Annotated in this window: 16 protein-coding genes and 3 pseudogenes; 8 read left to right on the forward strand and 11 right to left on the reverse strand. The window is 59.9% G+C overall.

Translation table 11 applies throughout. The annotated features are described in order from the left end of the window. Positions 1-81 precede the first annotated feature (81 nt). From istA to HAP54_RS02225, 7 genes and pseudogenes are all read left to right on the forward strand, one after another. A pseudogene (istA, locus tag HAP54_RS02195) lies at positions 82-1,572 on the forward strand (IS21 family transposase); the annotation flags it as partial. 8 nt (positions 1,573-1,580) lie between these two features. Continuing rightward, positions 1,581-1,712: pseudogene (locus HAP54_RS02200) on the forward strand (IS21-like element helper ATPase IstB); the annotation flags it as partial. A gap of 62 nt (positions 1,713-1,774) precedes the next feature. Further along, positions 1,775-2,170, forward strand: coding sequence for an IS66-like element accessory protein TnpA (gene tnpA / locus HAP54_RS02205; RefSeq protein ID WP_166202956.1), 396 nt, complete (start codon positions 1,775-1,777; stop codon positions 2,168-2,170). After that, positions 2,167-2,514, forward strand: a complete 348-nt coding sequence (gene tnpB / locus HAP54_RS02210; protein WP_063676425.1) for an IS66 family insertion sequence element accessory protein TnpB — start codon at positions 2,167-2,169, stop codon at positions 2,512-2,514. The genes tnpA (HAP54_RS02205) and tnpB (HAP54_RS02210) overlap by 4 nt, the downstream gene beginning before the upstream one ends. A 46-nt stretch (positions 2,515-2,560) precedes the next feature. Then, positions 2,561-4,234 carry an IS66 family transposase gene (gene tnpC, locus HAP54_RS02215; protein WP_166205228.1) on the forward strand — a complete coding sequence of 558 codons (1,674 nt, stop codon included), beginning with the start codon at positions 2,561-2,563 and terminating at the stop codon, positions 4,232-4,234. 25 nt (positions 4,235-4,259) lie between these two features. Then, a pseudogene (gene istB / locus HAP54_RS02220) lies at positions 4,260-4,913 on the forward strand (IS21-like element helper ATPase IstB); the annotation flags it as partial. A gap of 425 nt (positions 4,914-5,338) precedes the next feature. Then, on the forward strand, positions 5,339-6,748 hold the full coding sequence (locus HAP54_RS02225; protein ID WP_166293515.1) for an integrase catalytic domain-containing protein: 1,410 nt from the start codon (positions 5,339-5,341) through the stop codon (positions 6,746-6,748). Between the two features lie 85 nt (positions 6,749-6,833). Here HAP54_RS02225 and tnpB (HAP54_RS02230) read toward each other — a convergent pair whose 3' ends face one another. From tnpB (HAP54_RS02230) to HAP54_RS02260, 7 genes are all read right to left on the reverse strand, one after another. Then, positions 6,834-7,052, reverse strand: coding sequence for an IS66 family insertion sequence element accessory protein TnpB (gene tnpB, locus HAP54_RS02230; protein ID WP_166294299.1), 219 nt, complete (start codon positions 7,050-7,052; stop codon positions 6,834-6,836). Beyond that, positions 7,049-7,444: an IS66-like element accessory protein TnpA gene (gene tnpA, locus HAP54_RS02235; protein WP_166202956.1), complete on the reverse strand. Its 396-nt coding sequence runs from the start codon at positions 7,442-7,444 to the stop codon at positions 7,049-7,051. Before tnpA (HAP54_RS02235) ends, tnpB (HAP54_RS02230) begins: the two co-directional genes overlap by 4 nt. Before the next feature lie 286 nt (positions 7,445-7,730). Then, on the reverse strand, positions 7,731-8,405 hold the full coding sequence (locus HAP54_RS02240) for a 2OG-Fe(II) oxygenase (RefSeq protein ID WP_029084981.1): 675 nt from the start codon (positions 8,403-8,405) through the stop codon (positions 7,731-7,733). Positions 8,406-8,502: 97 nt separating this feature from the next. Continuing rightward, entirely contained in the window at positions 8,503-9,618 is a 1,116-nt protein-coding gene (locus tag HAP54_RS02245) for a GFA family protein (RefSeq protein WP_166298616.1), read from the reverse strand. Positions 9,619-9,861: 243 nt separating this feature from the next. Beyond that, entirely contained in the window at positions 9,862-10,704 is an 843-nt protein-coding gene (locus HAP54_RS02250) for an electron transfer flavoprotein subunit beta/FixA family protein (RefSeq protein ID WP_166298617.1), read from the reverse strand. 582 nt (positions 10,705-11,286) lie between these two features. After that, entirely contained in the window at positions 11,287-13,041 is a 1,755-nt protein-coding gene (gene nifA, locus HAP54_RS02255; protein ID WP_166298618.1) for a nif-specific transcriptional activator NifA, read from the reverse strand. 253 nt (positions 13,042-13,294) lie between these two features. After that, positions 13,295-14,131: an SDR family NAD(P)-dependent oxidoreductase gene (locus HAP54_RS02260; protein ID WP_029084977.1), complete on the reverse strand. Its 837-nt coding sequence runs from the start codon at positions 14,129-14,131 to the stop codon at positions 13,295-13,297. Positions 14,132-14,551: 420 nt separating this feature from the next. Here HAP54_RS02260 and HAP54_RS02265 point away from each other — a divergent pair, with 420 nt between their 5' ends. After that, a complete protein-coding gene (locus tag HAP54_RS02265) occupies positions 14,552-15,616 on the forward strand; it encodes an IS630 family transposase (protein WP_166298619.1) in 1,065 nt (354 codons plus the stop codon). A 25-nt stretch (positions 15,617-15,641) separates the two neighbouring features. Here HAP54_RS02265 and HAP54_RS02270 read toward each other — a convergent pair. From HAP54_RS02270 to HAP54_RS02285, 4 genes are all read right to left on the reverse strand, one after another. Beyond that, a protein-coding gene (locus tag HAP54_RS02270) for an IS630 family transposase (protein WP_166298620.1) occupies positions 15,642-16,585 on the reverse strand; the annotation gives its coding sequence in 2 pieces (ribosomal slippage) (positions 15,642-16,477 and positions 16,477-16,585; 945 coding nt in all). A 113-nt stretch (positions 16,586-16,698) separates the two neighbouring features. Continuing rightward, positions 16,699-17,982: an IS256 family transposase gene (locus HAP54_RS02275; protein WP_166298302.1), complete on the reverse strand. Its 1,284-nt coding sequence runs from the start codon at positions 17,980-17,982 to the stop codon at positions 16,699-16,701. A gap of 571 nt (positions 17,983-18,553) precedes the next feature. Next, positions 18,554-19,663: a nodulation protein NodZ gene (locus HAP54_RS02280; RefSeq protein WP_166298621.1), complete on the reverse strand. Its 1,110-nt coding sequence runs from the start codon at positions 19,661-19,663 to the stop codon at positions 18,554-18,556. Positions 19,664-19,769: 106 nt separating this feature from the next. Next, positions 19,770-21,848 carry a carbamoyltransferase family protein gene (locus tag HAP54_RS02285; protein ID WP_165129156.1) on the reverse strand — a complete coding sequence of 693 codons (2,079 nt, stop codon included), beginning with the start codon at positions 21,846-21,848 and terminating at the stop codon, positions 19,770-19,772. Positions 21,849-21,867: the final 19 nt, after the last annotated feature.

The following is a 21,867-nucleotide window of genomic DNA, read 5'->3' on the forward strand; positions in this document are numbered from 1 at the left end:
CGGGGGATCGGCGTCCAAAATTGACCCCCTACAGATTGATCTGTTGCGCTGCCTGCTTTGGAACGAAGCAGGTGGTGGGGGATGCTGATCGTGGAGACAATTGCCCGGATCCGGCGCGAGCACTTCATCAAGGGCAAGACGATCAAGGAGATCGCCCGTGACCTGAAGGTGTCGCGGAACACGGTCCGGAAGGTGCTGAGGTCGGGAGAGACCTCCTTCGAGTACGAGCGGCAGGTGCAGCCGCGGCCAAAGCTGGGACGATGGGCAGTAGAGCTTGACGGATTGCTGGCGGCGAACGCGGCCAAATCGGCTCGTGAACAGCTGACGTTGATCCGGATCTTCGAAGAGCTGCGCGGCCGCGGCTACGACGGCGGTTACGATGCCGTGCGGCGTTACGCCAGGCGGTGGAGCAAAGAACGCGGGCAATCGACCGCGGCGGCTTATGTCCCGCTGAGCTTTGCCCCAGGCGAAGCCTACCAGTTCGACTGGAGCCACGAGGTGGTCTTGCTGAGCGGGACCACGGTGATGGTGAAGGCCGCCCATGTCCGGCTCTGTCACAGCCGCATGCTGTTCGTGCGGGCCTATCCGCGGGAGACGCAGGAGATGGTGTTCGACGCCCACGACCGGGCGTTCGCTCTGTTCAAAGGCACCTGCACCCGCGGCATCTACGACAACATGAAGACCGCCGTAGAGACGATCTTCGTCGGTAAAGGGCGTCTCTACAATCGCCGCTTCCTGCAGATGTGCAGCCACTATCTGGTCGATCCGGTCGCCTGCACGCCGGCGTCGGGCTGGGAGAAGGGGCAGGTCGAGAACCAGGTCGGGCTGGTCCGGGAGCGCTTCTTCACGCCGCGGCTGCGGTTCAAAAACCTCGACGAGTTAAACGCCTGGCTGCTCGACAAATGCATCGCCTACGCCAAGGCTCATCGCCACCCGGAGCTGGTCGATCAGACGATCTGGGAAGTGTTCGAAGCCGAGCGTCCCAAGCTCGTTCCCTATGCCGGCCGCTTCGACGGCTTCCATGCGGTGACGGCATCGGTCTCGAAGACCTGCCTGGTGCGCTTCGACAACAACAAGTACTCGGTCGCAGCCAGCGCAGTCGGACGGCCGGTCGAAGTCCAGGCTTATGCCGACCGCATCGTGATCCGTCAGGATGGACGCATCGTTGCCGAGCACCCGCGATCCTTTGGCCGCGGCGAGACGACCTATGATCCCTGGCACTATGTGCCGGTGCTGGCTCGCAAACCCGGTGCCTTGCGCAACGGCGCTCCCTTCAAAGACTGGGTGCTGCCGGCCGCGATCGAGCGGATCCGGCGCAAGCTTGCCAGCACCGACGATGGCAATCGGCAGATGGTCGACATCCTCACCGCGGTGCTGACTGACGGTCTGTCCGCGGTGGAAGCGGCCTGTGCCGAAGCGCTCGGTCATGGCGTCCATTCCGCCGATGTCGTGCTCAACATCCTGGCCCGTCAACGTGAACCCGCCCCACCGGCCAACATCATGACGCCGGCCGCACTGACGCTCCGTCATGCACCGATCGCCGATTGTGCCCGCTACGACAACCTCCGGAGGACCATCTGATGGAACGAACCCAAATCTTCGACCTCATGGGCGAGCTCAAGCTCTACGGCATGAAGGCTGCCTTCGACGAGATCATGGCAACTGCCGTCAAGCGCCAGCACGAACCTCAGCGCATTGTCGGCGACCTGCTTAACGGTATCCGTCCGAGGGCGGCCGTCTTGCGAGTTTTTCCGATCTGTAGCTGACTGTCCTTATGGACGGACATAAGGACAGTGCGGTGCTGAGCCGCATGGATTTGGTGGAGACCGGTCGGCGGCGACGCTGGACGCGTGCGGAGAAGCTCAGAATCGTAGAGGAGAGCTTCTCGGGGCCACGACTGGTGTCGGCGACGGCTCGCCGGTATGGGATATCACGTCAGCTTCTGCTGAGCTGGCGCAAGGCTTGGACCTGTCATGATCCGGCCGAAGAGGATTCGATCGGCCCGACATTCGTCCCTGCGATAGTTGCGGCAAGTACGCCGCCAACGACGGAAGCTGTCGAGACAGGTCAGATCGAAATCGTGAGCCCTCAGGGGCTGCGCGTGGTCTTCGGCCCCGGTGCGGATATCGAGGCGGTCGTTCGAATTGCTCGGGGCCTGGCGCGCCGATGATCCCGATCCCGACGGGCGTGCGGGTGTGGCTGGCGACGGGCCATACCGACATGCGGTGCGGCTTTCCGAGCCTGGCTCTGCGCGTGCAGGAAGTGCTCAAGCGCGACGCCATGGGCGGCGGTCTTTTCTGCTTCCGGGGCAAACGCGGTGATCTATTGAAGGTCATTTGGCACGATGGCCAGGGCGCCTGCTTGTTCACCAAAAGACTCGAGAGAGGCAGGTTCATCTGGCCATCGGTTGCTGGTGAATCGGTAACGATCTCTCCGGCGCAGTTGAGCTATCTGTTGTCCGGGATCGATTGGCGCAACCCTCAAGAAACCCAGCGTCCGACGCGGGTCGGATAGTCGTTTTACGGTTTGAATCTGCTGCTCGATCTGATTCAATGGCTCCATGATATCGAAGCCGGATGATCTTCCATCGGACCTTGTCAGTGCCCTGGCGGCGCTGCAGGCCGAGCGTGAGGCGCGACAGAAAGCCGAGGCGAAGGCCGCCAACTGGCAGGCGCAAGCCGCGAATGCGCAGGCGAAACTGTCGGATACCGAGGCGCTGATCGCTCATCTCGAGTTGCGCATCGAGAAGCTGAAACGCGAACTGCACGGGCAGCGATCCGAGCGCTCGGCACGGCTGCTCGAGCAGTTGGAGTTGGAGCTCGAAGAACTCGTCACCACGGCGAGCGAGGATGAGCTTGCCGCACAGGCCGCAGCGGCGAAGACGCAGAACGTCCGCCCCTTCATGCGCAAGCGGCCGGTGCGCAAGCCATGGCCTGACGATATCGAACGCGAGCGCGTCGTCATTGAGACTCCAACGACCTGCGCCTGCTGCGGTGGATCGCGGCTGGCGAAGATCGGTGAGGATGTGACCAAGACGCTGGAGGAGATCCCGCGCCGCTTCAAGCTGATCGAGACGGTACGCGAGAAGTTCACCTGCCGCGATTGCGAGAAGATCAGCCAGCCGCCCGCGCCGTTCCATGCCACGCCGCGCGGCTTCATCGGCCCACAATTGCTGGCGACGATCCTGTTCGACAAGTTCGGCATGCATATCCCGCTCAACCGCCAGAGTGCGCGCTTTAAGGCCGAGGGGATCGACCTGCCGTTGTCGACGCTGGCCGACCAGGTCGGCCACGGGACCTTCGCCGTCATGCCGCTCTTCCACTTGATCGAACGCCACGTGCTCGCTGCCGAGCGCCTTCATGGCGACGACACCACCATCCGTATTCTGGCGAAGGGCAAGTGCACGACCGGGCGGATCTGGACTTATGTGCGGGATGACCGGCCGTTCGCCGGGCCTGCGCCGCCGGCAGCGGTCTATTACGCCTCGAGCGACCGACGAGGCGAGCATCCACAGAGACATCTGGCCGCCTTCGCCGGCATCTTGCAGGCGGATTGCTACAGCGGCTTCGAGCCGCTGTTCGACCCGCAGAAGAAGGCGCTGCCGATTACGCCGGCGTTTTGCGTGGCCCATGCGCGGCGGGGCTTCTTCGAGCTGGCTGATATCGAGAAAAATGCTCGGGAAGGCAAGAAAGGCAAACCGGTCTCCCCGATCGCGCTGGAGGCTGTCAGACGCCTCGATACGTTGTTCGAGATCGAGCGCGCCATCAACGGCCGCGGTGCCGGCGAGCGGCGTGCCGCTCGCCAGGAACAGAGTAAGTCACTTCTCGAGGACATGCATGCCTGGCTGCTCCGCGAGCGCGAAACCCTCTCGCGTTCCTCCGAGGTCCTGAAGCCGATTAACTACATGCTCAGGCGCTGGGACGGCTTCGCCCGCTTCCTCGACGACGGCAGGATCTGCTTGACCAACAATTGCGCTGAGCGCGCATTGAGGGGCATCGCCTTGGGAAGGCGCAACTGGACCTTCGCCGGCAGCCAGCGCGGCGCCGACCGTGCCGCCATCATGCTGACGATGATCACGACCTGTCGCCTCAACGACGTCGATCCCAAGGCCTGGCTCGCCGACGTCCTGGCCCGTATCGCCGATCATCCCGCATCGCGTCTGCACGAGCTCTTGCCCTGGGAATGGAAGCTCCTGCGCCAGGCCGACAAGCCAGCCAATCAGCAGGCCGCCTGACCTTCACCCTTCACCCAATGCCATCATAGACCTCGCCGTGCCCGCGCGCATGCGTCAATCAGGCGGCCTCCGTCGTATGCGTACGCTTAACGCCGAGATCAACGAGAAGCAGGCCCGCTCGATCAAATACCAGCTGACCATTGCCAAGCTGCCGCTTGCCAAGGACATCGCCGACTTCCAGTTCGACGGCACGCCGATCAATCAGACTCTCGTCAATGATCTCGCCAGCGGCGGCTTCATCGCCCAGCAACGCAATGTCGTGCTGGTTGGCGGCACCGGCACAGGCAAGACCCACCTGGCCATTGCCATCGCCAGAAGCTGCATCCGATCCGGTGCCCGCGGCCGCTTCTTCAACGTAGTCGACCTCGTCAATCGCCTCGAGACCGAGACCCGCAACGGACGGCAAGGACGGCTCGCCGAGCATCTGACCCGGATGGACTTCATCGTGCTGGATGAACTCGGCTATTTGCCCTTCGCCCAGTCCGGTGGCCAGCTCCTCTTCCACCTCGTCAGCCGGCTCTATGAGCGCGCCTCCGTCATCGTGACGACCAATCTCGCCTTCGGCGAATGGCCGAGCGTGTTCGGCGACGCCAAAATGACCACAGCGCTGCTCGACCGATTGACCCATCACTGCGACATTGTCGAGACCGGCAACGATAGCTGGCGGTTCAAGAGCCGAGACGACGATCACGCCACCCGCGCTCGTCTCGCCTCCGCTATCCCGGCCAGCTCCGACGAGACGAGCGCTACCAGCAAAGCCCGCCGCACGAAGGGGCGCATTGCCTCATCGAAAATGTTACCGAACAATTCCGCTGATGACTGGGGCGGCGTTACCGAATCAGGTCGGTGGCGCCAATGGCGAGCGGGATCAGCATGGGCGCAAGGCGCGAGGTGTTGGCCGTGGTGGCGAGGCGCTACCGTGCGGCTGGACGAGTTGAGAAGGGACGGATCCTTGACGAGTTGACAGCAACGACGGGTTGGCACCGCAAGCACGCGGTGCGAGCACTGTCGGTTGCCGGAAGGGACAGGCCCAGACCACCACTGGACGAAGGGGCAACGAGCCCAACCGAACCAGCGACAAGTCGGCGACGCAAATACGCCAGCGTGCGCGACGCGCTGATCGCGCTGTGGGAAGCCTCCGATCGCGTCTGCGGTAAGCGCCTCGTATCGATGATCCCAGTGCTGTTGCCCGCACTCGAGCGGCATGGCCGGCTGAAGCCAACGAGCGCAGAGCGTGCGCTGCTGACAACTCTGAGCGCGGCGACGATCGATCGGATGTTGATCGACGTTAAAATTGCGGCTGCTGGGGGGCGCCGGCGGCGAGTCGGATTCTACTCGGCGATTCGACGCGAGGTGCCGATCCGCACTTTCAATGACTGGGCAAACCCGCCGCCAGGCTTTTGCGAGATCGACATGGTCGCGCACGGTGGGACCAGCGTCGCCGGCTCGTTTATCCAGACTTTGACCATGGTGGACATCGCAACAGGATGGACGGAATGCCTGCCCCTGGTGACACGCGATGGCAGCCTCGTCGTGGAAGCGATGACGCGAGCACAGGGCCTGTTCCCGTGGGTGATCTGTGGCGCCGACTTCGATAACGACAGCGCGTTCATGAACGACGTCGTCGTTCCATGGTGCCGAGCACAGAAGATCGAGGTAACGCGGTCACGTGCCTACAAAAAGAACGATCAGGCTTTCGTGGAGCAGAAGAACGGTGCGGTGGTCCGGCGGCTCGTCGGATACGGGCGCTTCGACGGGGTCGAGACGGCCCGCGTGATGGCACGTCTCTACGCGGCGGCGCGCCTGCTGGTGAACTTCTTCCAGCCGTCATTCAAGCTCAAAGAGAAGCGCCGCGAGGGTGCCAAGATCATCAAACGCTATCATCCGCCTGCCACACCATACGAACGTGCACTGGGGCACCCGAAACTCCCATCAGCGGTCAAGCGCCGTCTGCGCCAGACGTATCGGACTCTCGATCCCATACAATTGCTTGCCACGATCCGCACGGCGCAGGAAGAGCTCGGCGAACGGATCGGCAAGCGCGGTCTTGCGAAGGTTCCCACCGTATCGCCGGCTGATCCGCTCTCGTTTGCCCGATCGCTCGGCACGGCGGCAAACACCGCCGAAGTGCGGGCCACGCACCGCCGGCCGAAACGGCGATACAAAAAGCGTATTCGCATGCCCTCGAAGCTCGATCCCCATCTCGCGATCATCGAGAACTGGCTCGCCGTCGAGCCACAGCTCACTGCACTGGCCATCGTGGGCAGGCTCGCCACGATCGATCCTTCGATGTTCAGCGACAAGCAGCATTCGATCGTTCAGCGCCTGCTTCGGTCCCTCCGGCGGAAGGTGGCGGAGACAGCCATCGTATCCATGCCCGTGGATGAAATACGGCCCGAGGCTGTGGACGGCGCTGCGTGTGATGAGCACTCCGCCCCGCCCACAGCCTCTCCACCGAGCTGGCCGCGGCTCGAGACCGGTCTGGGGCAGTTCGTAGACCTTCATCCCGGGTAACATTACTTCCTGAGGCAATACGAGGGGTCAAAATTGGACGCCGATGAGGGGTCAAATTTGCAGGCCGATTGACAAGCTGTACGCATTAAATTCGGTTATTCACCTCCTTCATGCTCTGCAGCACACCGTGCCAAATGACCTTCAATAGATCACCGCGTTTGCCCCGGAAGCAGAAAAGACCGCCGCCCATGGCGTCGCGCTTGAGCACTTCCTGCACGCGCAGAGCCAGGCTCGGAAAGCCGCACCGCATGTCGGTATGGCCCGTCGCCAGCCACACCCGCACGCCCGTCGGGATCGGGATCATCGGCGCGCCAGGCCCCGAGCAATTCGAACGACCGCCTCGATATCCGCACCGGGGCCGAAGACCACGCGCAGCCCCTGAGGGCTCACGATTTCGATCTGACCTGTCTCGACAGCTTCCGTCGTTGGCGGCGTACTTGCCGCAACTATCGCAGGGACGAATGTCGGGCCGATCGAATCCTCTTCGGCCGGATCATGACAGGTCCAAGCCTTGCGCCAGCTCAGCAGAAGCTGACGTGATATCCCATACCGGCGAGCCGTCGCCGACACCAGTCGTGGCCCCGAGAAGCTCTCCTCTACGATTCTGAGCTTCTCCGCACGCGTCCAGCGTCGCCGCCGACCGGTCTCCACCAAATCCATGCGGCTCAGCACCGCACTGTCCTTATGTCCGTCCATAAGGACAGTCAGCTACAGATCGGAAAAACTCGCAAGACGGCCGCCCTCGGACGGATACGCCTGATTTAGGCCGATCGGCGATTGGAAGATTTTCAGTCCACGCGTACCGACTCGCGAACGGCGCCAACGTCATGGTTTCCGGCTCCATCTGGCCACTTCCACTGTAGCGCACAGCAATGACGAGCTCACGGACATCTGCCCGAAGAGATGCTCTGCCGATCTCATCCGGCAAGCTGACCGTTACTTAATGCATCCACAGATCCCTCCAGCTACCTCTTGTCATCGGCTAACTAGTAGAGCTCTCGATGATCCGGCGGTTCGCGCCGCTGCGTTTTGAACAGAAATAAACTAGTGAACGACGCTCCCCAGCGTGCACAGGCTTCACCTCATGCCGGTTCCTGCATGTAGTAACAAGTACGCTTCCAAATGGTGGTCGAAACACGTGTTGTTCGTACGCACTAGGATATACCACAAACTCACCCCCCTCAAATTCTCTAGTGAGTTGAACAATCACGGCGTACTCGAAATCAGGGTCGCTCTCAGCATCCAAATGGATGCCAACAAAGGATCCGGTCGGCATACGATGCATTTGGCAGCGGCGAATCACATAATCAGACCATCCTCCTAAGATCTTTTTCAACGAGAGGCGACGGTGTTTCCTTTCGAGTAACTCGATGATTTGAGCTGGAGCTGTACCATGCGCATTGCTAGGAGGGCGGCCGGGCAGATCTACCCTGACGCGTTTCACAAAGACACTGTGTGAATCGCCGGCATCCCCTTCCCGCACCTCCTCCTCTTCGGGAATCTCGGTCTGCAGCTGATCGACCCTTGCCAAGTCATCATCGGTGAACAAGGTCTGGGGGGCGATCAAGACCGTCCCCTTAACCAACAGCTCTATGCGGTATTTTGTGAGAGCCTCTTCTGCAAGCAGGCGGGATTTATCATTTACTGCGCGTGCCATTCGCGTTTACTCCAAGTTCGGACTTAAGGGATCCTTCGCTATCCCCCTGCATCGAGTGGATGGCCTGCTCCCAACGCTCGCCATCAAAATCCTCTTTTCATACGCTTTCGATCGTTCGTTTATCCAAGCATCCAATATTTACGCTGAATCCTGAAGGACTGGATCGAGGCCTGTAGAATGGCTTTACGCCGCAGATCCGGCAAAACGTGTGCCGAGCGACGTTCTTATTAAACTGGTACGAAGTGAGAAATTCTTCGCCGCACTCAATGCCCAATTTGTCGCCAGGCACGAGCAAATGTAACAATTTCAACATTTGGCAAATTGAGCAATTGCATCGCACTGCGGAAAGCACTCGCGGCGCTCGAACGTAGAATTTCACAGAACCACAATGACAGCGGCCATGGTGGCGGATCTCGGCACCATCGCCTTCGAGGGAAAACCCTGCGAGCAGATCCCGGCACCACTCCAAGCTGTGCCGATAGGCTCGATCAAACTCATCGAAAAAACGGCTACTGCTGTCAGCCGGGACAATTTCGCCAATGAGGCGGCTTGTCATCTCCCCGTGATATTTTTCCGCTGGATCCTCGACGACGACATGGACCCGAAAGTACTCAAGATCGTCTGCCTCCACATCAAAGGTCTTGACCACAGTGGCCGATAGCGACTGGATCATCTCCGCAGCATGCAGTTCGAATGCGACCATGTAGGCGCAACGCACCACGGGGTCTTTCGATGACAGCCCGGCATACAGAGAATGCAGATATCGCTTTGTTGTGGGGCTATAGTTGGGTTTTACTGCCCCGCCGAGTCGTCGCGATGCATCTTTTCTAAATAGGTTCGAGTGGAACTGTTCGGTGGCCAGAATATCGGGTAACGCCGCGTTGGCGGCCCGGAGAACTCGGCTATGACCACCCGTCTCATCCCAACAGCAGAAATTTGCGACCACGCTGGTCAGTTCAACATGCCTCGGAAGGTCGCGATTGCTATGCATCGCAGCGAATACAAGGTCCTTTTGGGACCCTGCCTGCAGATATGGGAACGCCTGTGACATCGCCAGGTATTCAGGAATCAGGCTGACAATCTGGTCCTTTGACATCGCCGCAGCGAACGGATGGGGGCCGAACAGCGCTCGCGCTTTCTGTGTCAAATACTCATGGACCGAGATCTGAGGAGGCTGATCCAGTGCAAATTCAGATGCGCGAGAAGACGTCATTTGATCTCTAGCTATTAAGGTGACGCAACTGATCAACGATTTCGTTGGGAAGGCGGTCTATGATGGCGTTGACCATGCATGTGAAACTCCCCTGGGCCGGCACCTTCACGGCAACAGACTGCGGCATGACGAGCTCGGTCCTATTGATGATCGCATCGATGGAAACATGTCCATTTGATTATGGCGGCGACGATGCACCCGGCAGACTCGACGCGTCACTCGAAAGCAGTAACGCAGTTGAGATCAAGCATTGCGGGCTAACGCCGCGAGTTCGGTTTCTAGCTTCGGTTGATGCTTGAAGATGGCGTCGATCAGCGCTTGCGCTGGTTGTTCGGCCGCTTCAACCAGTGCCGCCTTCTCAGCGCGGGCGGACGGAGCGAACACCCGCTTGACGACAGTCGGCGAGCCCCTAAGACCGCATATTGAGACGTCCTCGACGCCGGCATCCTGGGCGCTCCATTTCACGATCGGGGCGCGCGCAGCGCGCAAGGCATCCGCCATGGCGCCACGACGAATCTGGTTGGTCGCCTCCAGCATGGTGATCAGGCAGGGCAGCCTGGTGTGCAGAACCTGGACCCCACCTTCGGAGCGCCGCTCTGCTTCAATTGTGCGTGCGGTGAGATCAAGCGACCTGACCTTGGCGACGTAGGTTAGCTGAAGCACGCCTAGCCGCTTTGCGATGCCGGGCCCGACCTGCGCGGTATCGCCGTCGATGGTTTGCTTGCCGGTAAAGATAAGATCTGGCCGGCCATATTCCTTGTCGATCTTTCGAATGGCTGTTGCCAGTGCGTACGTTGTGGCCAGGGTATCGGAGCCCGCAAAGCAACGATCGGTTAGCAGTACCGCGCGATCGGCGCCAAAGGTCAGCGCTTTTCGCAGCGAGTCTTCAGCCGACGGCGGCCCCATTGTAAGCACGGTTATTTTGCCGCCGAACCGATCGCGTAGCTCCAGTGCGGCCTCGAGCGCGAAAAGGTCATATGGGTTGATGATCGTCGGCACGCCCTGGCGCATGATCGTATTGGTGACCGGGTGCACGCGGATCTGTGCAGAATCGGGAACTTGTTTAATGCAGACGACATTGTGCACAGTTCAGCTCCATAAATTGCCACAGCTGCGAAGAAGAACAGCAAGTGTTGTACCAGCGCGCATGATTTCGGAATCAGCTCAACAATACAAAGGCTTAGGCGAGCCAGGCGATATCGCCCGACGCTCCCGACGAAGCAATGTCGACACTCGTCGCGACTGCGACAGTGCTGTTCGAGCGACGTGATCGGCAATTGAGCCGGCCCGGGAGAGTTCCTCCTCAACGAGGTGGGTTTTGCTCCAGACGATCAAGATGCGGATACAATCCGTCCGAGCCGGCGTTGGCTTGATATCTCGGTTGAACTATGGATCAACCAAGCCGCTCGCCACGACGACCGAACGCATCGACGCTCGGTGGTGTTCTGCACGTCGAACGCAAGCCGACCTCTCTCCCGGTCGAGCGACCTCATGCTCACAGCTCTCGAGTCCTGTCCGGGTCTCTATCCATCATGAAAACCTGCCGTGGATAGGACCGTCCTCAGAGGAGGGGTAGACCAGCCCCCCCCCCCCGAAACCATCGACGATTAACCTGCCACGGCTATTTGCCTCAATGTGATGATCGCAACTCCGGCTCCTGTGTCCTTCTCAAAATCGCTTGATCTCGATTCCGTATTTCCTCAACGCGTAGCCGATCTGGCGCGGAGTAAGTCCGAGCAAGCGCGCTGCCTTTGCTTGAACCCAACCGGATTTTTCCATGGCGGCAATGACCCGTTCGCGATCGGCAATCTTCGCGCCGCTTACGAGGACTGTGCCGGGAGGCCCCAGTGAGGCCAACTCGCTGCCAACAGACGGCAGCGGCGCGTCCGCCTCAGTCACGGGTGTGACAGGACTCGCCGGCATTGGCATGGTTGGTGCAGGCTGGACTGTCATCTCATCCGATGTACTTTTCCAGAGCATCGCGGAAAGGCACTGGCCATGGCAACATGCAAAGTCATTTCTCACGATCGAGGGCCCGGCGGCCAGGGTGGCTGTTCGCTCGATGCAATTTTCGAGTTCGCGGACATTTCCTGGAAATCCGCAGTTCATCAGCACATCGATCGCACTCGCCTCAAAGCTCAGCGTACGGCAGTTCTCGCTGTTGAAATTTTTCAGAAACTCGCTGGCAAGCAACGGAATATCACTTCGCCTTTCGCGCAGCGCTGGCAGCATCAAGGGAACTACGCTGATGCGATAATATAGGTCTGCGCGGAACTCGCTCCTCGCCACAGCCTCTTCAAGATTCCTATTGGTCGCAGCTATGACACGAACATCCACCTTGATGGTCTGGTTACTGCCGACGCGCTCGAACTCCTGCTCTTGCAGAACTCGCAGCAACTTCGCCTGGAACGGGGCCGAAATTTCACCGATCTCGTCAAGAAACAGCGTGCCCTTGTCGGCAAGCTCGAAGCGCCCTTTGCGCGCGCTGAACGCGCCGGTAAAGGCACCCTTCTCGTGACCGAACAATTCGGACTCCAGAACTGTCTCAGGGAGCGCCGCGCAATTCAGCTTGATGAAGGGCCGCTTGGCACGCAACGACAACTCGTGAATGGCCTTGGCTACGAGTTCCTTCCCAGTACCGGATTCACCGCGAAGCAAAACGGTGCTGTTCGATTTAGCGACGACCGCGATCTTCTCGAGCAGCCCGCGCAGCGCCGGGCTGTCGCCGATGATCCCGTGGATCGGTACCTTCTTGCGCTCCCTTGCGGGCTGTCTAAGCTCTGACAGTTGCTTTTGCAGCCGGTCTTTCTCCACCATCAGTCGTTCGCGGTCACAGGCGAACAGGCGATGCAGCTTAACTGTCTGCCCGACCAGGTTGGCGATCATGCCGAGCAGCCGCGCGTCGTAGTCAAGTTGTTGGCTCGACCCGTCGTTCCGAATACGATCAACCGTCAGCGTACCCACGACTTTCGGATCAATACGAATTGGAACCCCGATGAATGACACCGGCATATTGTCTGTGGCGCCGAGCACCTGCAGGTCCGCAGCGCTGAAGGCCGGCTCGACTGCCACATTCTCGGCGATCAGGGGTGTGTCCGTCGCGACGATCCGATCGATCGCCTTCCGCGGCAAGTGCATCCGGTAGCGCTCGTCACTACCCTCGCTCCAGCCGGCTCCCACGGCGATGTCCGGCATCCCTTCATCGTCGAAGAGTGAAACGATGCCGTGTCGCATCTGCACAAACGATTGCAGAAGATCGACCACTTTGGCCAATGTCACTTCGAGCCGGCAAGGTGCAGTGAGCACCCTTGATATTTCGAAGATGCCGGTCAGAGCGCTCTCGCACAGCGGTTCGACCGAAACCTCGCGCTCCGTCTCTGACTGTGAGTTAGGTCTTTCGCGTGTGGATGCGATATGCAGCATAACGAGGTCTCCGTTGTTCTGATCGTCCTCCCCTGGCACCTTGTTCGGGTTTGCGAGCGTTTCTTTGCATGTCATGCTCGATCTAGCGCCAAGTGTTGACGAGATGACATAGGAGGGTAACACCTTTTCATGGCACGAGGGTAACTCACAGGGCCTCGATCTCAGCTTTTGCGGAATGGGTGCGTAACGTCGGCGTGAGACGCAAGTTCCACTACTTCGGTTCAAATCAGCTACCTTGCTGGGCCTCGCCGTTTCAAAGATGTTGCCCACCATTGATCGGCACCTCGGCGCCGGTGACATAACTTGCAGCATCCGAACATAGGAAGAAGATGACCTTGGCCACTTCATCGGGTGTTCCCACTCTGCGCAGCGGGATGCTTGGCACGAGACGCGCTTCCGTGTCGAGCGACAACATACTCGTCTGTATTTCGCCGGGTGCGATCGCATTCACGCGAATGCCATGCGGCGCATAATCGTGGGCCATTTCTCGTGTCAGACTTGCAAGCGCAGCTTTCGACGTCGCATACGCACTGCCGGCAAATGGGTGCACCCGCGAGCCCGCGATGGACGTCACGTTGACGATCGATCCTGACGCAGCCCTCAGCTCCTCAAACAATCCTTGCGCCAGCATTATCGGAGCCACCAGATTGAGATGGAACACCCTCATCCAGGTTTCGGGTGAGGTCGTCAACGACGTTAGCCGGCCACCATTGGACGATTTCGGCGAGACGCCGGCATTGTTCACCAGCGCGTGCAACGGTGCGCCCGCCAACCGTTTCTTGACCTCGGTGATCACGCGCGGCAGCATTCGATGATTGCCAAGATCGACTTGGACATGATCCTCGTTCCCTGACTCCCACGGGCACCGCTCGCGATCGAACGGTTGGCGCGCGCAAGAAATGATCCGCCAGCCCGCCTGCGAAAACAGCTTGGCAGTCGCGTGACCGATTCCGCGTGAGGCGCCGGTCAGCAACATCGCCTTCTTTTCTCCCGGGTGGACGCCGGCGTGGCAGGCATGCACGGGACAACCCGACTGTGTTGCAGACAACAGACCTCCGACCATATCGTCATTTGGCACATCGAGACCCACGCCAGCCTCCCATCCTGTAGCGCCGTCGGCGGACACGTAGCAGGATTTGGGCCATCGCTATGCACGCAAACGCGCCCCGCTTTTGCGTCCTAATGTCGCGCTCGCGTAACAGTTGGAGGCTTAGCGACAAGGCGCGTATGCTTCGCGACAGCAACGGCTTATCACCTACAAAAATGCCGCGCGCACTCGCCCGTGCTACGCGATCAGGGCGTAAAGCACGCCCCGCCTTGCTGGCTCGCAGCCTGACCAGCGAGTGGATGGACAGCGTCTCTCGTCCGAGCAACTATCGGTCAGGATCGCTTTCGCAATGTACAGCCGCATCAACTTGTACAGAACATGACGTAACCAGCTTCATACGTCAGGTTCGCCCGTCACTAGTACCTACTGTTCTTAAAGCGTGAGTCGTGATTCAAGGTCGGGATGATACCCGAAGCAAGAGAAGTCCACCTTTCGAGGAAAGATCGCAAGGTGCTTGAGGCGTGTTGCCGCTCCCCGGTGACGTTGCAGCGCGATTTGAAGCGGGCGCGGATAGTTCTGTTGGCGGCGGATGGACGCAGCACTCGGTCGATCGCCAAGGAAGTTGGGGTCCAGCCGCGGATTGTCAGCCTTTGGCGGCATCGCTATGCCGACCAAGGCCTTGAAGGGCTGCAAGACAAGCCGCGACCGGGCAAGCAGCCAATCTATACGAAGGCCACCGACAAGCGGATTCTGAAGCTGCTGGACAAGCCGCCGCCGGACGGGTTCGCACGCTGGACCGGGCCCCTGCTGGCCGGGGCGCTGGGCGATGTTGACGTCCAATATGTCTGGCGGTTCCTGCGCAGCCACAAGATTGACCTCGCGGCTCGTAAGTCCTGGTGTGAGAGCAGCGACCCGAACTTTACGGCCAAAGCCGCCGATGTTGTCGGCCTCTATGTCGCCCCGCCCGCGAAGGCCATTGTGCTGTGCGTGGACGAGAAGCCCTCGATCCAGGCTTTGGAGCGAGCGCAGGGTTATCTGAAGTTGCCCAATGGCCGCGCCTTGACCGGCCAGAGCCACGATTACAAGCGGCATGGCACCACAACATTGTTTGCGGCGCTCGAAGTCGCCACCGGAAAGATCATCGCGGCGCATTCAAAACGCCGACGCCGCGTCGAGTTTCTCGACTTCATGAACAGCGTCACCGCGGCTTTTCCGAACCGGAAGCTTCACGTCATCCTCGACAACCTCAACACCCACAAGAAGAACGAGCATTGGCTCAAGGCCCACCCCAACGTGCAATTTCATTTCACGCCGACAAGTGCGTCTTGGCTCAATCAGGTCGAGGTATGGTTTTCGATCTTGCAGGGGCAGTCGCTCAGCGGCACCTCCTTCACAAGCCTCACGCAGCTTCAGGAGCACATCGATGCCTACGTCAACGCATACAACGACAGAGCCGAGCCCTTCGTCTGGACCAAGAAAAAGGTCCGTCAACGCCGTTTCAAAGGCCGCCGTATCACTCAGCTCTGATTCTGGGTACTAGAGCGTGATGAGTTTAGTTTTGGTCATATCCGGCGTTTGCGAAGTAGTTGGCGCATTCGGCCGGTGAGACGGTGCCGAGGATCGGAGCGATAGCATCGTAGACGGCCTCGGTGGTTCGCTGTGCGGCTTTGCGCAACCAGTGTTTGAACTTGGCGAAGAACTGCTCGATCGGATTGAGATCAGGCGAGTATTTCGGCAGGTAGAAGAGCCGGGCGCCGGCGGCACGGATGGCGCGGCGCACGGCGTGGGCCTTGTGCGAGCCGAGATTGTCCATGATGACGATGTCGCCGTGCCGCAGGGTCGGGACCAGAACCTTCTCGATATAGACAAGGAAGGCTTCGCCGTTGATCGGCCCCTCGAGGAACCACGGAGCGGTAATGCGATCGTGGCGCAAGGCGGCCATGAAGGTCATGGTCTGCCAGCGGCCGTGCGGTACCTTGGCTTTGATACGTTGACCGCGCGGCGCCCAGTCCCGCAGCGGCGCCATATTGGTCTTGGTCCAGGTCTCATCGATGAACACCAGCCGAGTGGGATCGATCCGATCCCGATACTTGGTCCACTGCGCCCGCCGACGGGTGACATCGGGACGATCCTGCTCGGCGGCAATCATCGTCTTTTTTTTGTAATTGAGCTTCTCGGCGTGGACGAACTCCCACATCGTGCGGTAATCGACCTTCAGGCCACGCTCAGCGAGTTCGGCCACCAGCCCGCGCACGGTAAAATCGTTTCGGCACCGTTGCATCAGCCATTCGCGGTGCGGCCCCGCAATCTTCTTTGGCCGATAGCCCCCGATCTGGTCTGGCTTGACGCTACCGGTCTCGTGGAAGCGCTGTACCCAGTTGATCGCCGGCTGATGCCCACCCCAAATTGAGCCGCTGCCTGATGCCGCGACAGGCCACCTTTGATGACAGCTCTCACTACCCGCTCACGAAGGTCGTCCGAATAGGCTCGTCCCATCCATGCTGGCCTCCTTCCCAGCCAGCATGTTGAATCAGAAGCCTTCCGATTTGGGAATCCCAAATCGATTCAAGCTAGGAGCTATCGCCAAATTTTGGTGACGGCGCGGCCGGTCAGGCGGCGGCGGTTATGGGCTGACGGTCAGTCGGTTTGGCGATGACCTCGATCCCATCGTTGAATGTCACACCGAGAACGAGTTTTGGCAACTGGTTGTGGCCATCGAGACGACGCCAGCTTTTCTGCGCGGCCTCAAGCAGTTTGAAGACCATCGCGAGCGCCGTTCTGTTGGACAGGCAGCCCTTCGATCGGATCGTGCGGTGGCGCACGGTAGCGAAGGTGCTTTCAATGGGATTGGTGGTCCGCAGGTGTTTCCAGTGTTCGGCCGGGAAGTCGTAGAACGCCAGTAGCGTGTCCCGATCCTTGCTCAGGCAGTCGGCCGCCTTCTCGTATTTGGGCGTGTAGCTCTCGATGAAGGCGTCGAACGCCAGCTCGGCGGCGGCCTTGGTTTCGGCCATCCAGATCTCCTGCAACGCGCGTTTGGCTTTAGGCTGCTGGCTCTTCGGCAACTTGGCGATCACGTTGGCGGTCTTGTGTACCCAGCAGCGCTGCTCGCGCGTTTTCGGCCAGACCTCGCCGGCGGCCTTCCAGAACCCGAGCGCGCCGTCGGCGATGGTGAGCCGCGGTGGCACGCCGAGCCCGCGCCGCTTCAGGTCGAGCAGCAGATCGCGCCAGTCCTGCGCGCTCTCGCGGGCGCCATCGGTGAAGCCGACCAGTTCCTTGCGGCCTTCCGGCGTCGCGCCGATCAGCACCAGGATGCACTGCTTTTCGTCTTCGAGGCGTGCTTGGAGATGGATGCCATCGGCCCAGATGTAGACGTAGCGCTTCGCCGACAGATCGCGCCTCTGCCACGCGGTGTGTTCGTCAAGCCAACCGTCCTTCAGACGGCCGATGGCGGATGCCGACAACCCGGCAGCATCCTTGCCGAGCAGCGCCGCCAGAGCCTCGGAGAAGTCGCCGGTGGAGATACCCTTCAGGTAAAGGATCGGCAGCAGCGTCTCGATCGATTTCGAGCGGCGCATGTAGGGCGGCAGGATCGACGGAGAGAACCGGATGCGGTCGGGATCGGTAGCCTCCGCCTCGCGATCGCGTACACGCGGCTGGCGGACGCCGACCGGACCGATACCGGTCATAACCTCGCGTTCCGGCAGGTGACCGTGGCGCACGACGCGCTGGTGGCCGTCCGCAGTCTTCAAATCGGCATGCTTGCCGAGAAAGTCCGCGACCTCGGCCTCGACCGCCTGGGCCAACAGAGCACGCGCCCCATTGCGCAAGATTTCGGTGAGTTGATCGTCGACGTTTCCTGGCTGAATCAACTTGATGATGTTATCTTTGGCCACGGCATATCGCTCCTTCGGTGGAGAAGTGGAGGCGTCAAGCACCCCCACGATATGCCGCCTTCCCGATTCCCGCCGTCACCAACTTTCAGCGATAGCTCTCAAGCTAGACCCATCCCGCTCTAGCGCTGATTTGATCACCATCCTGTCCAGCAGCAGCGCGTCAATTGACGTCGCGACCGCGAGCCGGGGACTGAACGCCTAGCGAGACGTTCCACATAATCGACTCTGAGTGCGCCAGCGCGCTCGAGCGAGAGGACGACCGCCGCGGCGAACGCGCCGCTCGACAGACAGCTTGACCTGCAATCGGGCAGCAGCGACAGCTTCCACTCTACGGGTGCGAGACGAAGACACCGACGTGTTCCACCTGTAGGCACGGTGGCAGCACTACAAGCGCTCTCTCATCCAGGTCGCGCTTCACCGGATGGTGGCGAGCCAGCGCTTTTCTTCTCCTCTTCAATGAAAAGTCGCGTCGGATCCTCAGGTTGGGCTATGAATTGCCGTCTGGAGAAATAGTGCCAGTACTGCCGGATGCAAAAAGCGGCCATCTGGTCTATGAGACGGGCTATGATTTTCACAAACCCACGAGCTCTTGCGAGGTTTCATCGGTTAAGATCAATCGGCCCGGATCGTTCAGGTCGAACTCTATCACACGTGGCACAAAGAGACGCGCATAGCGCGTGAAGGCGCTCGTTGGGGGAAAGCGAATCACAGTGTCGCAGCGCGCAAGGAGATACATCTCGATAAGGGCTGAAAAGCCGCCCTCGGCTCCGAGCGCGGCGCTGTGCAGAGGCCCGGCCTGAAGCGCCTGGAAACGTTTTGGAATCGTGAAAACATCAGGAAATAAGGCCGAAACCTTCTCAAGAACGAGCGCACTGTCCGTACACAGGAACACCCTCGCAGGCTTGGCGTACGGCAACCCCCTGGCCCTTTCGATGGCACGACAGACCTGCCGCAGGGCGCGCTCCGGATCGGCCCAATAGGGAGCATGCCCCAGAATATCCTCGCCGTTGCCGTGTCGAACATGAACGCCGATGATGCTGTACGGCTCAAACTGCTTGCGGTAAATGGCCTCAATCCGTGCCAGAATTTCAGATCGCGGTTTAATGTTGCGAAAGATCTCTCGTTCGGCCTCCTGATCGCAGCGCCACATCAGACAGGCGTCACACACAACCGTGTTAGCGTCACTATCTTCCTCATTTTGGAACAGTCGATCGAGCTCGTCGCGCTCGCGGAAAATTTGCTGATCCGGCCGATAGACGCAGTCGATGGATGGCCTGTTCCACCATCCCGGGAAGAATGGCCCCGGGAATGAGCGGTGGTTGATCTCGTCGTCGCAGATGATCGGTACCCCAGCAATATCGTGAACTGGTTCGAAAAAGACTGGGAAGGCATTGGTGAATGGCTGATCGAGATAACAGGATCCGCGCCAATCGATTGCCAGCGTCCGATCGGTCCGCTGTGCAAAGCGCCAAGCTGCCGCCAGCGACCACAGGCAGTCGCCGAACCCGGTCCTTCGCCTGGAAACAACGAACCGATCGCTCTTTAAACCGCTAACCATACGCATTGCCTCGCGGGCTCCTGGGTGGACATAAGACGTCATTATAGATGCATCTCGTGTGATCGCATCCGTTGTCATCGGCGGCACTCGTGATGCCGGCGAGCTGCGTCGGTAGAATTTCATGGCGGCGTGCCTCTGATGGAAGATGTTCTCTGAATGCTTTCCGATTGCACTTCCATTCAGAGACGCTGCGCCGACGTACCCGATTTCGGTCCGATACCGTTTCGGCCTATCCCGGTCCCGCCCCGCATGCATTGCCAGGGTCATTCGTGAGCTCAGCCTGAGCTTCACTTTTCCTTTTATTGCAGTCGCAGGCCGCGCGCGGCGGACGCAGCCGAACACAGCGCTGCTCCCACGCGAGCCGCAGTTCCTTCACGATATCTTCACGCTTGTCGTGATCGGCCATGGTCGTGTCTAGAAGCCAGCCAAGCGGCGCCTCGCCCTCGATTCGCATCAGCAGCTCGAATAACTCATGTGAAATGCGTATGCTGTCGCGGCCCGAAGGTCCCGTACGGATCTCGCAGACCGTTTCCTGGCGATCTGCCGCAGTGTAGGAGCGAACGCGATGAAGGGACGCATAAGGCGGCAATGAAACGCTTAGCGCACCCCAATCCTGCAGCCTTGCCGCTCGCTTCTTGACGAGGAACGGCCCCGCAACAAGTCCGTCTAGGTCGGTCGTCAAAAATGTCGTGATCGCGTCTGCAACCGAATCCACGATCGGCTCGGCATTGTTGTTGAATGACGTATTCAGAAGCACTGGGATGCCAGTGCGCTTTTTAAACGCATTGATAACATCCCAATAGGCGGGGTTTGTCTTGCGCGATACTGTTTGCAGCCGAGCGGTACCATCGACGTGCGTGATTGCGCCGAGCACCTTACGCTGGGCTTCGCGCACCCGGACCACGAAATTCATGAAGGGAAAGTCCTGCTTGCCGTCAGGGAGCTCGAAGAACTCGTTCGCATTCTCCTCCAGCACCGATGGCGCAAACGGACGATAGCCCTCGCGTTTTTTGACCATTGCATTGATCCGGTCCTTGTTTTCGGCTGGCCGCGGGTCCGCAAGAATGCTCCGGTTGCCGAGCGCACGCGGCCCGAACTCAGAGCGGCCCTGAACCCAGCCGATCACGGCGCCATTTGCCATCCAGTCGGCCGCACTTGCTGCTATGTCGTCACATCGTTGAATGTCGAGATGACCGGACCATGCATTGAGCTCCTGTTCCACGGCTTGCTCGTTTCCGAGGCCGGGCCCCCAATATACGTCTGACAGCCGCTCGCGCGGGGTTGGCCTGCCCAGCTCGCTCGACATCATCAATGCGGCGCCAAGCGCGCATCCGGCGTCGTGGGCCGCGGGTTGGACGAAGATGTCGTCGAAAAGGCCGGAATAGAGTAGCTTACCGTTGACGGTGCAGTTATGAGCTACCCCTCCAGCTAGGCACAAACGCGTGATGCCTGTCGTTTCGCGATAGTGTAGCAGGACATGAAACACGATCCGCTCCAGAGCTTCCTGCAGCGATGCGCTGACATCCCGATGCTGCTGGGTAAACGGCATTCCCTTTCGTCGGACCTGGATGTTTCGGAGCAGCGCCGGACCGATGCGGTCGTGGTGGACGCGATAGTCTCCATTGTCCAACAACTCGTAGAGCTGTGCGAACAGCTCGCGATAAGGAGCGGGGTCCCCGTAGGGAGCAAGCCCCATCACCTTGTACTCGTCGAACAACCCGTAGCCGAGGTAACGGATCGTTTCGAGATAGAACAATCCCAGAGAGTTGCTTTCTGGGAAGCGTGCAAGTTGCGTCATTCCGGTGCCCGACCCTACCGCCAATAGGCCCGAGAGAAAATCGCCACCGCCGTCAACCGAAAAAATGAGGCTTTGCTCGAATCCAGACATGGCAAACGCGCTCACCGCATGCGCTTCATGGTGATTTACGAATGAAATCCGCGACGCATCGACCTCGGTACCGAACTCCCGTGCCAATAGCTGTCGCAGCAACAGTTTGGCGTCCAGCGGAAGCGGCTGAGAAACAGCTAGGCGCTCGAGCATAGTGTTGCAGTACGCCTCAGTCGCGTAGAACGCGATGCGATCGATCTGGTGAAGCTCGACTCCCGCAGCCGAAAGACAGTATCGCATCGCGTTGCTTGGGAACTTGTTGGAGTGCTTAACTCGATTGAGGCGCTCCTCTTCGACGGCAGCGATCACGCGGCCATCCTGTACAAGAACCGCAGCGCCATCGTGCAAGAATGTATTCGGCAGCTCGGGCGAGCTTTCATGAATTCTGTCCAGACCGCCACATATTCCCAGACACAACATCTCGTTCTCCATTTGATCA

The organism is Bradyrhizobium sp. 2S1 (genome assembly GCF_011516625.5).
Taxonomy (GTDB): Bacteria; Pseudomonadota; Alphaproteobacteria; order Rhizobiales; family Xanthobacteraceae; genus Bradyrhizobium; species Bradyrhizobium septentrionale.

Bases quoted from the DNA above. Each gene is read 5' to 3' on its own strand.
- tnpA (WP_166202956.1), top strand. From the start codon at position 1,775: ATGGACGGACATAAGGACAGTGCGGTGCTGAGCCGCATGGATTTGGTG.
- tnpB (WP_063676425.1), top strand. From the start codon at position 2,167: ATGATCCCGATCCCGACGGGCGTGCGGGTGTGGCTGGCGACGGGCCAT.
- tnpC (WP_166205228.1), top strand. From the start codon at position 2,561: ATGATATCGAAGCCGGATGATCTTCCATCGGACCTTGTCAGTGCCCTG.
- tnpB (WP_166294299.1), bottom strand. From the start codon at position 7,052: ATGATCCCGATCCCGACGGGCGTGCGGGTGTGGCTGGCGACGGGCCAT.
- tnpA (WP_166202956.1), bottom strand. From the start codon at position 7,444: ATGGACGGACATAAGGACAGTGCGGTGCTGAGCCGCATGGATTTGGTG.
- HAP54_RS02240 (WP_029084981.1), bottom strand. From the start codon at position 8,405: ATGGCACGCGCAGTAAATGATAAATCCCGCCTGCTTGCAGAAGAGGCT.
- HAP54_RS02245 (WP_166298616.1), bottom strand. From the start codon at position 9,618: ATGACGTCTTCTCGCGCATCTGAATTTGCACTGGATCAGCCTCCTCAG.
- nifA (WP_166298618.1), bottom strand. From the start codon at position 13,041: ATGCTGCATATCGCATCCACACGCGAAAGACCTAACTCACAGTCAGAG.
- HAP54_RS02265 (WP_166298619.1), top strand. From the start codon at position 14,552: ATGATACCCGAAGCAAGAGAAGTCCACCTTTCGAGGAAAGATCGCAAG.
- HAP54_RS02280 (WP_166298621.1), bottom strand. From the start codon at position 19,663: ATGAAATTCTACCGACGCAGCTCGCCGGCATCACGAGTGCCGCCGATG.
- HAP54_RS02285 (WP_165129156.1), bottom strand. From the start codon at position 21,848: ATGTTGTGTCTGGGAATATGTGGCGGTCTGGACAGAATTCATGAAAGC.